This is a genomic window from Streptomyces sp. NPDC044044 (assembly GCF_056434405.1).
This window is the reverse complement of record NZ_JBWKFG010000018.1, coordinates 1-12,768: the sequence shown is the minus strand read 5'-3', so window position 1 is coordinate 12,768 and position 12,768 is coordinate 1. Positions and strand designations below refer to the sequence as shown.

The following is a 12,768-nucleotide window of genomic DNA, read 5'->3' as shown; positions in this document are numbered from 1 at the left end:
AACCGACCCGGCCTCTGGGCCCCGGGGCTGCGCTCCTTGCCCCCGCAGTCTGTGAGGGAAGCCCAGGGCGACATGGGCAGAACGCGGAGCAAACGAAGGAGGGCGGGCATCGCTCTCCTTTCTGGGGCGTGAGCGGCAAGCTGGTCGGGGCTGCCAGGTGGGCTTCGGGCATGAACAACGTAGTGCCAAACGGGACGCGCCTTCACCACCGGCAGGTTTGATCTCGTGCACTGGGCGGTGAGCCTGCGCGTGCGTGACGTCGGCAAGGTCGTCGCCGACAAGCGCGACGGCGCCCGCCCTGTGTGGCTCTATGGGCCGGGTGACAAGTCCTGGGCGTGTGTCTTCTTCCGCGACGGGGTGGAGACCGTGGTGTGGCAGCACGGGCTGCGCCGTTTGTGGGACGAAGTGGAGGCCGCGCTCGTCTGGTGGACCGATCACGATCAGCCCGCGCACGACCGGTTAGGGCTGGCCGTCGCTGCGGACGGCATTCGTGCATGGCTCGACTCTCCGGCCAACTGCTGGCCCCTTTAGCTGTCGGGAGACGGCAGAACGCGTGAGAGCCCGCCAGCCACCTTCACAGTGGCGGGCTCGTCTAAAGGTCAATCCAGGGGCGCGCTTGGGCTTGGCCGGTGAGAGGTGTCCAGAGGGCGGCTGTGGGGCCGTGCTGTTCGAGGTCTTCGAGTGTGGCGGCTCCGAGGGGGGTGTGGCGGGCGAGTTCGGTGACGGCGGGATGCACTTGCGTCATGGAGCGCAGGTCGGTTATCCGGTTGGCCAGGGTGCGGCGGCTGGCGCCGGTGAGGATGAACAGGACGCGCGGGAAAACGGGGTACCAGCGTGTCCAGTGCGGGCCTTCCAGTCCGGGGGTGGGTTTGCGGCGGCCGGTGGGGGCTGGCTGGTACAGCTTGAAGCGGGCGTATTCGATGAGCTTGCTGGCCATGCGTTCGCTGCTCATGGTGGAGCGGTCGATTTCGATGAAGGCCCGCAGTTTGATGCGCTCGTTGTCGGGGCGGGTGAGGGTGTAGTGCATGAGGGCGTCGGCGATGAGGCGCTCGCCGTCGCCGAGGTTGTGGGCGACTTCGGGGGTCCAGTCGAAGGGGCCGTGCTCGTCGCCGCGTCTGCGGGCGTCTGCGGCGAAGGCCAGGTGGGCGCGCACGATGGCGAGCGTGTGGGGGATTTTCAATGACGCGGCCGCGGGTGAGGGGAGGGGGTAGGGCGGCCGTCCCCGCAGTATGGGCAGGTCTCGGGTCAGGCGTGAGCCTTCCTGGGTGAGGTGCCAGGCTTTGGTGCGTGAGCGGTTGGTGTGCGGCAGCCCGAGGCAGGCGACGAATCCCTCGGAACGCAGCCGGTTCAGAACACGGGACAGTAACTGCCGTGTATGGGCGGGCCGGAGCATCTGGCGCAGTTGGCCGGTGGTGGCGATGCGGTGCTGGGCGAGGGCTGCCAGCACTTGGTTGCGCAGGGGTTCAACGGGGCTGGGGGCCAGGCTCGTGGCGGGGGTGTTCGGTGCGGGGCTGGTCACGCAGGTCCCTTCCCTTCTGACCGGTTGGGGGATTTTCGACGTGGGCCCGCGCCTCAGCGCTCTTCATCAGTGCTGCGGGGTGTGTGGCGGGTCTGTTGGTTGCTGATGAGGAAACCAGTGGGGCCCGACCAGATCCCCGACCACAGGGCCCCGACCACGGTCACGACATCGCAACGCCGTGGTGGTAGGGCTGTGGTCGGGGTGAGGCGGCGCAGGACAGTTCGCTGGGGCCTGGCTGGCGCCACGTATCTGCGGACAGGGTCGCCGTGAGTGGTGTGGCGATGACCGGTCCGCCACAAGCGTGATTGCTGCGGTGGCGAGCCGTGCCGCGCCGTGCCGGCCATCGTGGGACGCACGGCCGGCAAGGCGCCAACTCCCACTGTCGGGGGCCGTGTTCGTGGGGCGGTGGGCGGTGGTTCGCTCTGCGCCGGGTGTTACTTCTTGGGTCTTTGGGCTGCCTGTTGGAGGATGCGCCGGCGTGTCCACCGGCGGCGCCCGTTTTGGCGTCCGGCGTTTTCGGCGACTCCGTCGGTGGTCTTCAGTAGCGGGAGGTTGCCTTGGGAGAGGCTGCTGGAGAAGGAGCCGAGGCTCTTGTAGCCCAGCAGGGCGGCCGCCTGGCTGGCCCCCAGCAGTTCCTCGGGATCGCCCTCGAGGGGAACGTCGGGAAGGGGCGGTGCCTGCTTGGTTCCGGCTCGCCGTCCGCGGCCGGGCCGGGTGGCCATCCACGCCTGCAGGGTCTGCACCTTCCAGAGCTGTCGGCGGTAGGGGTTGTCCGCCGTGCCCTTCTCTTCGACCACGTCCGGTTCGGGGAAGTAGCCGGGGTGGTCGCGCACGAAGGTGGTGACCTGGTTGGAGTTCTTATAGCCGAGATACCTCGAGGCTTCCGCCGCGTTGAGCAGCGTCTGCGGGTCGAGGGAGGGCGGTGCGTGTTCAGCGAGCCGTGCCGGCGTCCGGTGGGCGAACCACTCGGTGACCTCCGCGTGGTCCCACAGGCGCGCGCGGCCGCGCTTGCCGGCAGGCTCGGGGAATGTCTTGCCGGCCGCGTTCTGCTCGCGCCCGGTGTAGAGGCCGGTGATTCTGGCGGGTGTGAGGTCCTGTTCGGCCGCGATCTCGGCGGCGTCGGCCAGGCGAGGCTCACGGCGCGAGGCCATGGCAGAACCGTCCGTCCTGTCGGCTGTGAGCCGGCCAGCCCGACCCACAAAGCAAATAATGGCAGGAGTTTCGGTTGGAGGTCCAGCCGGCGGTGCACGTGTCCCCTGGCGGCTCTGCCATCGGCTCGCGGCCTACTCCTCGGGAATCAAGCAGATACCGCGGCGAGCGTTTCTCTGATGAGGGGGGATGCCGGGTGGTGGTCAGCTGCAGTCGCATGCGTCGTACGTTGTGCGGCGGCCGCTGTCGCGGGCCGGCTCTGTTTCTTTGCGTGGCAGGGGTCCTCCGAGGGGGCGGTGGGTGGCGGTGGAGGCGCGCCGTGATTGCTGCTGCTGATGGCGGGCGGTGGCATGTTGCAGGTGGTCGGGTTCTCAGACTCTGGTCGGCTCGGGGTCGGGTTGCTTGGGATAGGGGCGGTGAGCGGGGAGGCTGACCTTGATGTGCTCCCGCTCGCGCCGGTTTCTGCCGAGCCGCTACACATACCGATGTTCTGTGGACATACGCAGTGTTGCCTCATGTCGTGTTGCGGCTGAGGGAGTCAAGTGGCGTACGAATGGCGACCGTTGGAGGTCGACCCGTCCCCGACTGGGAGCCACAACATGGCCGCTCCGTGGAGAACCGGCTGATCAGCCTCCGCCGCCACACCTGATCCGTGTCCGAGTCCAGCGGCGGCGCAGGCTCGACAACAGCCGCCACCGACGCGGCGAGCTCGCCCTGTGGCAGCACCGCCCCGATCAGCTCCAGCATCGCCTCTAACGTGGCCACCTTCGGCGCGGTGATCTCCCCGGTGAAGGTGGCCACCCTTTCGGGGGTCTCCCTCAGCACCACCTACAACGCTGGGGAGGCCGTTGCCGCCGGCCGGTCAAGTTCGTACGCTGTACGGCACGGTCACGCACATCAAGGATGAGGCGGTGCTCGCTGTGGTCATCAACCTCGTTGGCAGCGGCTTTCATCGACAGAGCTTGGCCGCCCTGGTTCTGGGCGTCTAGCTTGGCAAGGTGATCTCCCGCTATTACCTCAAGTGCCCGGGATGTGCAGAGGCGTTCGACGCCCGCCTAGGTGTGGAGCCGACCCGCGGAACGCGCTTCTACCTGCCGTGCCCACATTGCGGACTATCGATCCGGGGCTCGATGTCGGGCACTGAGCTCGAGAACCACCGTATCGCCATCGAGTGCGAGGTGCTGAGCGACTCCGCGCCAGAGTCTCCTGATAGACGCGTCGTGACCATCAATCCGTTCGTGCCGTCGCGCTACGACGCCGACACGTTCACGCCGATGGGGTCCTTCCCGACGATGACGCTCCTCCAGGCCCTCGGCCAGGACGCCTTTGCGAAGTTCCGGTCCGAACGGCATGAGGCGCTCGAAGCAGGCCGCGATCAATGGCCTACGGTCCGCATACTGTTCCAGTACTACCTCCAGGGCAACACTGAGATGTTCGTTCGTATCGCACAGCAGCAGCTTGGCCTCGAATGGGAACCGAGCACGAGCCATGAGCGGACGACCGTCGCCTACCAGGCTATGGGCGCAGTGACGACAGTCATCACAGGGACCACGGGGACCACCAGCGCGAACGTGATCGACCGTTTCTCGCGCAAGCACTTCGCAGCGATGAAACGACACAAGGATCACCTCGCGACCTTCCGGCGTCGCGGACAGTCCTCGGCGGCTCTGGAGCGAGATGTCTTCACCGAGCTCAACCGTTTCGTAGAACATCACGAGTCCTGGGAGATGGGGCTCCTGGGCAGGTTCTTCGGGCCGGGCGGCAAGGATGCCTTCGACGACCTTGTCCTCTACCGCGACGAGTTCTCGATGGTGAGGGACCTTTACCAGCACGGATTCGAGCTCGCTTGCAAGTGCCTGTGGCCGCTTGTTGCAGCACAGAACACGGTGAAGCGCGGAAGCCCGGACGACTTCGGAGCCGTCCACCCCGACCGCGTACCCGAAAAGAAGCGCCCCAGGAACCTCGACAAGTTCGACAAGCTGCCGAATGCCTTCAAGATCGCATACGTGGCACAGGTCCCAGGTTGGGAGCCATTCGAGAGCTTGCTCAACAACCGTCGCCGGAACACGATCGGGCACGCGACAGCACATCACGACCTTCAGACAGGCCGCGTTGTCAGCGACGAGAGCCCCTCCGGGATGACGTATCTCGAGTTCCTCGGCGAGGTCCTCGGTGTCTTCGAAGCGCTCTCGACCCTTGCCCAGGTGCTCAGGGCCAGTCGCGTTGCCTCCTCGCCAGACTTCGGCCCCTTCGAATGACGACGCCGAGATACACGGGCACGTGCCACAGCGGGCCGGGCGCCGTCTCACCACCCTCCCTGGAGGTGTACTGGGTCAAGGCCGTGCGGCGTGGGCATCCCGGTCCGGGCCAGATGAACGTCGGCCCGCTCCCGGCGGGTGCGCCCGAGCTTGAAGGCGTAGCGATGCGTTTCGCGGTGCCGCGTGTTGCGGGCGCCGGTCGAGGCCGGGGGGGGCTTCCGGAGCCACGCGGCCGGTTTGCAGCCGGCCCCGGGTTCGCGGCACCGGTGCTCCAAGGGCGATGAGCGGGGCTTTGGCGTGCTGGTGATTCTGCTCCTGGTGGCGGAAGGTGTGCTCGGAGGCGCGCGGGTTCACGTGTTCCTGATTGTTGGCAGGCCAAGAACCTGTGTGTTGGTTGATGGCTGTAGGAGTTCCTTGCGCGGGTTCATGAGCGGCGATAGTCACGAATTCCGAGTGGCCTCAGTTGCTCCGGCAGACCCATGCAGGCGGTCGGAGAGGGCGGACCACCTCGGGAAGCCGGGTAGGGCGCAAACCCGGTTGGTGAGCCGGTGCCGTGCAGGGTCGGTCGAAGGGGGAGGGGCCGGGGGTCGGCGGGTGGGGTGATCGTGGGCTGGCGTCGCGGAAGGTCTGGGTTGGCTCTGGCGGGAGGTCTGTGTCCGTGCCCACCAGGGGGGTGGGCTGCCCGGTTGCCTGGTGGCTGGACGGGACGCGGCGGTGGGCTGGGGCGTCGGGGGTGCGGTGGCGGGGTGGGCGGTGAGCGGAGTGGGCGTGCTGGTGTCGGTGTGGGTGGTGCGCTGGTGCAGGCTGATGCCGAGGTCGTTGATGGTCAGGTAGATGGTGTTGTTTCTGATCTCGGTGATGTGCCCTGTGGCCAGGACATGGGTTCCCTCGGCGAGTGACGTGGCGGCGTTGTGGGCCAGGTCCCGCCAGGTGGTGCAGATGTAGGGGATGGGGGTTCCGTCGCGCCATTTATGTGTGGTGGTGTCCCACTGGGTGGGGGTCTGGGTGAGGCGGAACCGGCATACGGCGGTGTCGTTTTGGGTGAGGCGGACTTCGACGTCGCCGGTGATGGTGCCGCTCACGTGTATGACGGACGGGGCCACGCGTACACCTCCTAACTGGAATAACTGTGTTTTATGTGAGGGTGGCCCCTCTTGCTGCCGTTCTCTGTTGCTGGGGGTGCGGTGTGGCGGGTGGGGTTCCGGATGCTGGCCCTTATCCGGTTGGCTCTGGCGGGGCCGGTGGTGGGATGAGGTTGTCGAACACGGTGGCGTCTTCGATCTCGACCTGGATGGGAACTGTGCCGTCAGCCCGAACCAGCTGCTCGTGGGTGGTGTCCAGATGTACGGAGATCCGTACCGTGCGGAGGTCGGCGTCCAGGTAGGCGAATACGAGGATGCCCGCGAGCTCGATGCACGGGAGGCCGTCGTCGCCGGGGCGCTCCTGGGGGTGGAAGACCGCCGAGCTGTTCGCCTCGGCACAGGCTTCGGCGTCCCAGAGGCCGAGGCTGAGGGGTGCCTGGGGGTGAGGGGAGAGGTTGGCGGGGTGCGGTGTGTGGTCCTGGTCGGTGCAGCTCTTGTCCGTGCCGGTTTTGGGCAGCGGGTTGTGGGCGCAGAAGACGTAGTGGCGCAGCATGCCGGCGGTGATGTCCACGGCCGCGGGGTCGTGGTTGGTCTGTCGGGTGTATGCCTCGATCTCGTTGTTCCAGGTGAACCCCTGGGCGGCGAGCGCTTGTTCGGTGAGGGGCGTGAGGTCGTTGGAGGACCGTGGAGCGGCGACGAGTCAGTGAGCGGGGTCGGGTAGGACGAGGTACATCGGGCCTTCTTCCGTGTCGGTGGTGTCATGCCGGGCGTTTCGTGGGCGGTGGGCGGCAGTCGGCGCTTTTGGAGGTGAACTGGCGGGCGGTACGCGCAGGCGTGCCGGTTGTAGGGCGCGGGTGGAGCGTTTGGGGCATGGAAACCTTTGAGAACTGGGGGCGGGGGAGGTGGGCCGTCGCTCCTGGCGGGCTGGGTGCCAGGAGCGACGACCCGGGGCGTTCAGTAGTGGTGGCCCGGTGTTGTGGTGTCTGGTCCGAGGTCGGGCGGCGTGCAGTAGTCGACGTCTGATTCCGGGGGGATGGGGTCGCCGGTGTCGGCATCGGAGCAGTAGGCGTCGAAGACCTGTGCGGCTGTGAGGGGTTCGGGGTCTCCCGCGTGCAGTCGCCATCCGTATACGCGGTCTGTGGCGTCTGGGGCGGTGGTCCGCATGACGAGTCCGCCGGGTAGGGCGGCGAGACCGAGGGCGAGAACTGTGGTGAATTCCAGGGCTGCGGCGTCGCCGACGTGGGTGACGCCGTCGGTGTCGGTGTCTGCGTGCAGGACGGATACCAGGGTTTCCGGTGTGGTCGAGACGCTGCATACCAGGTGGTTGTGGCCGGGTTCGGCTGTGTTGAGGATGCGCAGGAGGAGGTTTTGGGCGCGGTCGAGGGCTTCTTGGCCGACGTCTTTTCCGCAGGCGGCGCAGGCGCCGAGGCGGGCCAGGAGTGTGGAGGCGTACTCCCAGGTGGCGTTGCGCAGGGTTTCGTCGATCAGGTCTGGGATGAGGTCGGATAGGGGCGCGCCGTCGTAGGGGATGGTCGGTCCTGTTGTGGCGATCTCGGCGGTGAAGCGGGTGCGACTGGTCGGGCTGTCGGGTTCAAGGCCGTTGTCGGTGCAGAAGTCGGTGTACTCCTCGGGGTCGAAGAGGGCGAGCATGGTGTGCATGCCCTGTGAGGCGCGGGCGCTGAGGAGGTCTTCGACCCCTGTCAGGTAGGTCGCGTGCTCGTTGAAGGGGAAGCTGCGGTAGTGCCGCATGGCGTGGAAGTCGTGCTCATCGGCGAGGAGGCCGATGGTGCCGGTCATTTCCTGGCGCAGGAGGCGGCGCATCGTCTGGTGGTCGGTAGGCGCTGTGCTCGCGTGCGATGGTTCGCCGCCGTGCTCGGGGGGCGGGGGTGTGTGAGTCACCTGTATGCCTTTCTCGTGGGCGAGTTGAGGGGCCTGTTCGCAGCCGCCAGCCGCCAGCCGCCAGCTGGACACGCGGTCTGCGCGCTGGCGTGTCGTCGGGTCCGTTCGACGCCGGCGGACGGCCGTCTCTGCGGGCAAGGCGGCCCCTGCGCCTCGCATATGGGCGGGGCGGTGGGCGTTCGGGGGCAGGCCGTGCGGTGCCTCTGGGCACGACGGGTGTCGTGCTGGCGCGTGGTCGGCTCCTTTGCTGCGTCGCGCTGTGCTGCGCGTGGGCAGGGGCGGCGGGCGGGTGCGTCCTGTGCTCCGTGAGCGGGTGGCAGCGCGTGTTTTGGGCGTGAGGGTGGTGGTGGCCCGTGCGGGCCGGGCTCGGGGAAGTTCCCGGCCCGCACGGGGGCTGTTGGCTGGTGAGGCTGCCGTTCCAGGGAGTCAGCGTGTGTGGAGCTGGAGCAGGCGCCGGTGTGCCTTGCTCTTGATCTCGTCGTCGGCGCCTTCGAGTGCGGCCGTGGCGCGGGCGATTTCCTCGGTCATGGATTGCGGCGGGCGCCTGGGGGTGAGGTGGTCGAGGTAGCCGGTGATGGCGCGCTCGGCTGCGTAGGCGGTCGGTCCGACGCGGTTGCTCTCGGTGCGGAACACGTCGGTGATGGCGTCCAGCCGGGTGGCGTGGTTGGTTCGCTTGCGGCCGGTGGCGTCGTCGTCCAGGGGCCACAGGTCGGCGATCACCTGGTGGAAGTCGGCGATGGCGATGTCGGTGCGGGCGAGTGCGGTCTCTTCCTCGGCGAACTGCTCGAAGTACTGGGACGAGAGCCCCAGGGTGCGGCGGGCTTCCTTGATCTGGCTGGTGGCTCCTGCGGTGTGCCGGACGGCCCAGCGGGTGACTGCGTCACGGACGGCGAACCGTTCGGTGTTGGCGCAGACAGGGCGCCAGGGGGTGACGACGCACTGGAACTGGCCATTGCCGGAGTGGTCGTTCATGACGGCGATGTAGGGGACCACGATGTCGTTGATGCCCTCGGCGTCCACGGTGACGGTCTCTGGGAGGCGGATGGAGATGAACACGCGCTTCCCGCCGCGCAGGAGTCCGGCGGACTCCCACACCACGTCGTAGCGGCTCACCAGTTCCTGAAGGAACACGAACCCCGCCCGGTTCTGAATGGGCGTGTACCGGGAGCCGACTGCGCCGAGGGCGGCGCCGGTGTCGGTGCGAACGGTGTGCTGCTGGTCGGTGTGCTCGCGCGTCTCGCCCTGCCACTCGTAGAGGGCGGGCACGGTGGTGACCTCGAAGTCGAGCCCGGACAGACGCAGGACCTGGTCGATGTCCGTGGTGCCGCCGGGGATGATCTGGCCGAGACCGTGCCAGGCCGGAGACGATGTGTACAGGGAGATGGTGGAGTTGGTCTGCTCGTCGAGCCCGTGGTTGGCGGTGATCTGCTCGATCTGCCCTTCGGTGTTGCGGGAGAGGGTGAACGTCTCGCCCCGGTCCCAGCCGGTGAGTACCTCATAGCGGTCGATGCCGGTCATGCGGATCTCGCCTCGGTCCACACGGGACTGGAAGGCGCGCTCCTGTTCGCGGACGGCCTCGACCTGTGCGGCCTTCTCGGCGGCGAACGCGGTGTTCACGTCGGTGAGAGTCACGATTCCCCTTCGTGTCGGTTTCTGCGGTGCCCGGGGGCGGTGCCACCACCCCCGAACAACGTCAATAATAGTGTGTTTTGGTGAGGGGTGAACCCACCCCTGAACTGGCGGTTTATGTGCGTCGGCACCGATGCCCTCCCGGGAGAGGGGGCGGTGGGCTTGGCCGCCGGCGCAGGCTGGGCAGGGGGCGGTGAGCGCCTGCCCAGCCTGCGCCGGGAATCCTCGCGCCGCTGCGCTCTCGGTTGCCATTACTGGCCCCGCGGCTCGGCTGCACGGCATGCGGTCCGCCGCCCGCCCCGGCGGCAGGGGGGCGGGAGCCGGGACGGGCGAGTCGCCGGAAAGTGCGTCTTCCGACCCGCCGCGCCCCGTCGTGGAGAGAAACAGGACGCGGCGGCTCGGTGCTGCTGTTACCTGGGTCTTGGCGGGTTGTGGCCTGCCTCGGTCACGCTGGGACTGCTCCGCCCTTCGCTGCTGTGGCGCTGCCCGGGCCTGTCAGGACTTCATGGACCAGGGCGTCCAGGGCCTTGTCGAGGCGCCGCATGGCCTTGCTGTCCATGCGGCAGCAGCTGTCTTCGTTGATCCGCTCGAAGACCGCTTTCCTGGCCGGGCTCGGGGGAGTGGCGCCGGAGACGACTCCGGCCTCTATGGCCTGTTGCCTGAAGTCGTCCCAGACGCCGCAAAAATCGTTCGCGTCCGCCAGATCGTCAAGCTCATCGATCGTGGCAGGGAGGGCGGCGAGAATGCACCGAGCCTGTTCCCGGTATGCGACGCTGTTCTCGGCAATCCACTTCACCAGCAGGTCCCCAGAAGCCTTGAGAGCCTCCCACGCGTCTGCCTGGGCCGCTGAGCACGTGTCGTACGCCGTGCCGACCTCCTCCCTGTAGGCGCTGGCCTGGCGCCGCGCGTCCTCGCCGTAGCCGCACCGCTGCGGGTACTTCCCGCCAGCCGCATCCTCGGCGGCGTTCCGAGTCGATATGGCGGATTCGAGGGTCTCGACGTACTTCTTTACCTCCGGCAGCATCTGCCGGGCTCCCTGCTCTGCCATGTGCCGCTTCCCCTTCGACGTTGGTTTCTGTGGGGCCGGGGGCGGGCTGTCACCCCCGAACAACTTCAATAATAGTGTATTTCAGGGGTGGGTAAACCCACCCCTGACCTGCACCTTTAGGCCGACGGTGCGCGGAACTCGGGAAGGGGCGTCACGCTCTGCCGTCGCACGTGCGTGACAGCGGGAACCGGTACACCACCGATCACCTCGCACAGGTCGTAGCGGACGGTGTGAGCCGCCCCCTCCGGGCCGGCCTCCGCCTTGATCGCCCGGACCCAGTAGAGGCCGTGATGCCGTGTCAGGCTTCCGTGATACCTGACCTTCTGCCACAGGACCGGTCCAGCGTCCTGCGGGTCAACGAGCCGAGCCACCGAGAACGAAAGCTGATGTGCCACCCGCGCAGACAGCAGCTCTACGAACGCGCGGTCAACCGTCGCCCGGTCCACCGGAACATCGGTCATAGGGGGCCCGGTGTGGCCGGTGCGCACACCCATGGCCCAACCCAACTCGAAGAACGACCGGACCACGTCCAGTTGTTCGGGAGACACCCTCACCGCCTCCGGGTCCCTATCGCTGCGGGCCAACTCCCGCAGCGCGTAACGGGCCTGCTCTATCTCGGCGTCCGTGAGCGGCGCTCCGGATTCTCGGGCCTGCCCTGCAATCCGCGTGTTCTCCATGGTGTCCCTTCTCCTTTCAGCGATGCCGGGTGGAAGGGGAGCGCCCCAACCGGGGCGCCCCGCGCGGATTACTTCAAAAACCCGCTCGACCGGAGGAACTCAGACGTGATGAGCGCGATTCCGTGCGGCCGGTAGATCTGCGGGAACCGCCGTAACTCGACCTCCATGCGCCCCGCCCCGTCCGGATCGATGAATTCCTGAACCAGACGGTAAGGCTCCTCACCCGTCGGCATTTCCAGCACGACCGGACCGGCAGCTTTGGTCTCGAACCGGATTCCGGTGTAGTTACGGTCCAAGTTGTGAACGATCTTCACCCCTGCTCGCGCGCACTGGAGGGGCAGGAAGTTCGCGATAGTGCGGGCCTGAACTGCACGCCCGGTCATGGGCGCGTCCGCGCCGCGTACCCTGCGCACGATCCCGTCAGTGATCTGAAGTTCCACGTTTTTCCCCTTTGTTGGTCTCGTGCGGTTCCGGGGAGCACCTTCCCCGTGACTTCAAATAATAGTGTCTCCCTTGCTTGGGTGGAACCCCCGCTGCGTTATGGGTTGCACTGGATGTTGCGCCATCGCGTTGCGGTAGAGGTTGCGATATACGTTGCGCTGGCGAACTTCGGGGACCTGCGTTTCCCCAGCTCACCCCACCAAACAGAGCTGGCCCATCCCCTGACATCCCCTCTGCTGCCCCTGCTCCCGTGCCCCGTGGGTGTAGGTGGTGGGGCGGGTGCGGTCGGCGTGGCGGCTTCGGGGATCGGGGGTGGGGTTTGTTCGTGTTGCGCGTCGGGGGCCTCCGCGCTCGGGCCGCTGGGCACGGCGGGGTCGGGGCGGGTTTCTGCGGGGGCCTGCGGCTGGGCTAGGGGCTGGATAGTTCCCGGGGGCGTTGCACGGCGTGAGAGCTTCATGGGCCCGTACAGGGGCATTCGGAAGGCTTCCGCCGAGTCGGGTGAACAAGGCGTTGAGGTGCTGCGCGTCTGCCCTGCGCATCTGCACTTCGATGTCACTGCGGAAGTCATGCGGTGTCACCGCAGTTGAGCAGGATCGATGACGTCCTGATGCGCTGATTCCGGTGTCATGGCGTGACGGATTTTGATGACAGCACAGTGCAGACACTTCGATCATCGGGCGGCGGATCGGGGCGACTCATCCATTCCAGACTCAATCCGTGATGTAGTTTGAAGCAAATCCCAATCCCGCTACCCCACAACCGTCGGGCGAACTGCTCCTTACTGCCGGGCCATCAGGCCCGTTGCGCGGGCCGCGCGGAGCGTGGCCCGCCTGGTGACGCGGAGCGTCACGAGTGGCTGTAGCGCAGCGGAAGCCACTACAGAGGCATAGCCCCCGCAAGCTCCGGGAGCGCAGCGGACGGAGCGTCAACCAGGTTGCGCAGCAACCTGGTTGAGCGGGACGCGCAGCGTCCCGCCTGCGCTCCCGCGGAGCGGGAGCGCAGCACCCTCGCGCAGCGAGGGTGCTCGCTTGCACATCGCGCAGCGATGTGGTACCCGCTCCGCGGG

At 67.4% G+C, this 12,768-nt stretch carries 12 protein-coding genes and 1 pseudogene; 3 read left to right on the top strand and 10 right to left on the bottom strand.

Annotation, left to right across the window (positions count from 1 at the left end):
• Positions 1-225: 225 nt before the first annotated feature.
• The gene (locus AC07AG_RS41895) at positions 226-531 is read left to right on the top strand and encodes a hypothetical protein (protein WP_478762356.1); all 306 of its coding nucleotides are present in this window, start codon (positions 226-228) and stop codon (positions 529-531) included.
• A gap of 61 nt (positions 532-592) precedes the next feature.
• On the opposite strand, the gene AC07AG_RS41890 is transcribed toward AC07AG_RS41895, so the two are convergent.
• The 3 genes from AC07AG_RS41890 to AC07AG_RS41880 form a co-directional block, all read right to left on the bottom strand.
• The gene (locus AC07AG_RS41890; protein ID WP_478762354.1) at positions 593-1,519 is read right to left on the bottom strand and encodes a replication-relaxation family protein; all 927 of its coding nucleotides are present in this window, start codon (positions 1,517-1,519) and stop codon (positions 593-595) included.
• A 434-nt stretch (positions 1,520-1,953) separates the two neighbouring features.
• Entirely contained in the window at positions 1,954-2,670 is a 717-nt protein-coding gene (locus tag AC07AG_RS41885; protein WP_478762352.1) for a hypothetical protein, read from the bottom strand.
• A 511-nt stretch (positions 2,671-3,181) separates the two neighbouring features.
• Positions 3,182-3,469: a hypothetical protein gene (locus AC07AG_RS41880; protein WP_478762351.1), complete on the bottom strand. Its 288-nt coding sequence runs from the start codon at positions 3,467-3,469 to the stop codon at positions 3,182-3,184.
• A 197-nt stretch (positions 3,470-3,666) separates the two neighbouring features.
• On the opposite strand from AC07AG_RS41880, the gene AC07AG_RS41875 reads away from it, so the two are divergent.
• Both AC07AG_RS41875 and AC07AG_RS41870 read left to right on the top strand, forming a co-directional pair.
• The gene (locus AC07AG_RS41875; RefSeq protein ID WP_478762349.1) at positions 3,667-4,926 is read left to right on the top strand and encodes a hypothetical protein; all 1,260 of its coding nucleotides are present in this window, start codon (positions 3,667-3,669) and stop codon (positions 4,924-4,926) included.
• Positions 4,927-5,619: 693 nt separating this feature from the next.
• Positions 5,620-5,760, top strand: coding sequence for a hypothetical protein (locus tag AC07AG_RS41870; protein ID WP_478762465.1), 141 nt, complete (start codon positions 5,620-5,622; stop codon positions 5,758-5,760).
• A 32-nt stretch (positions 5,761-5,792) separates the two neighbouring features.
• Here AC07AG_RS41870 and AC07AG_RS41865 read toward each other — a convergent pair.
• From AC07AG_RS41865 to AC07AG_RS41835, 7 genes and pseudogenes are all read right to left on the bottom strand, one after another.
• Positions 5,793-6,008, bottom strand: a pseudogene (locus AC07AG_RS41865) (single-stranded DNA-binding protein); the annotation flags it as partial.
• A gap of 133 nt (positions 6,009-6,141) precedes the next feature.
• A complete protein-coding gene (locus tag AC07AG_RS41860) occupies positions 6,142-6,579 on the bottom strand; it encodes a hypothetical protein (RefSeq protein ID WP_478762347.1) in 438 nt (145 codons plus the stop codon).
• 383 nt (positions 6,580-6,962) lie between these two features.
• Entirely contained in the window at positions 6,963-7,829 is an 867-nt protein-coding gene (locus AC07AG_RS41855; protein ID WP_478762461.1) for a hypothetical protein, read from the bottom strand.
• Positions 7,830-8,333: 504 nt separating this feature from the next.
• Complete coding sequence (locus AC07AG_RS41850) at positions 8,334-9,539, bottom strand: DUF932 domain-containing protein (RefSeq protein WP_478762345.1); 1,206 nt, start codon at positions 9,537-9,539, stop codon at positions 8,334-8,336.
• Between the two features lie 442 nt (positions 9,540-9,981).
• Positions 9,982-10,584 (bottom strand): hypothetical protein, encoded by a 603-nt coding sequence (locus AC07AG_RS41845; RefSeq protein WP_478762343.1) that lies wholly within the window; start codon positions 10,582-10,584, stop codon positions 9,982-9,984.
• Positions 10,585-10,700: 116 nt separating this feature from the next.
• Positions 10,701-11,261, bottom strand: a complete 561-nt coding sequence (locus AC07AG_RS41840) for a hypothetical protein (RefSeq protein ID WP_478762341.1) — start codon at positions 11,259-11,261, stop codon at positions 10,701-10,703.
• Positions 11,262-11,329: 68 nt separating this feature from the next.
• Positions 11,330-11,701, bottom strand: a complete 372-nt coding sequence (locus AC07AG_RS41835; RefSeq protein ID WP_478762339.1) for a hypothetical protein — start codon at positions 11,699-11,701, stop codon at positions 11,330-11,332.
• Positions 11,702-12,768 lie beyond the last annotated feature (1,067 nt).

Bases quoted from the DNA above. Each gene is read 5' to 3' on its own strand.
- AC07AG_RS41885 (WP_478762352.1), bottom strand. From the start codon at position 2,670: ATGGCCTCGCGCCGTGAGCCTCGCCTGGCCGACGCCGCCGAGATCGCG.
- AC07AG_RS41855 (WP_478762461.1), bottom strand. From the start codon at position 7,829: ATGCGCCGCCTCCTGCGCCAGGAAATGACCGGCACCATCGGCCTCCTC.
- AC07AG_RS41845 (WP_478762343.1), bottom strand. From the start codon at position 10,584: ATGGCAGAGCAGGGAGCCCGGCAGATGCTGCCGGAGGTAAAGAAGTAC.
- AC07AG_RS41840 (WP_478762341.1), bottom strand. From the start codon at position 11,261: ATGGAGAACACGCGGATTGCAGGGCAGGCCCGAGAATCCGGAGCGCCG.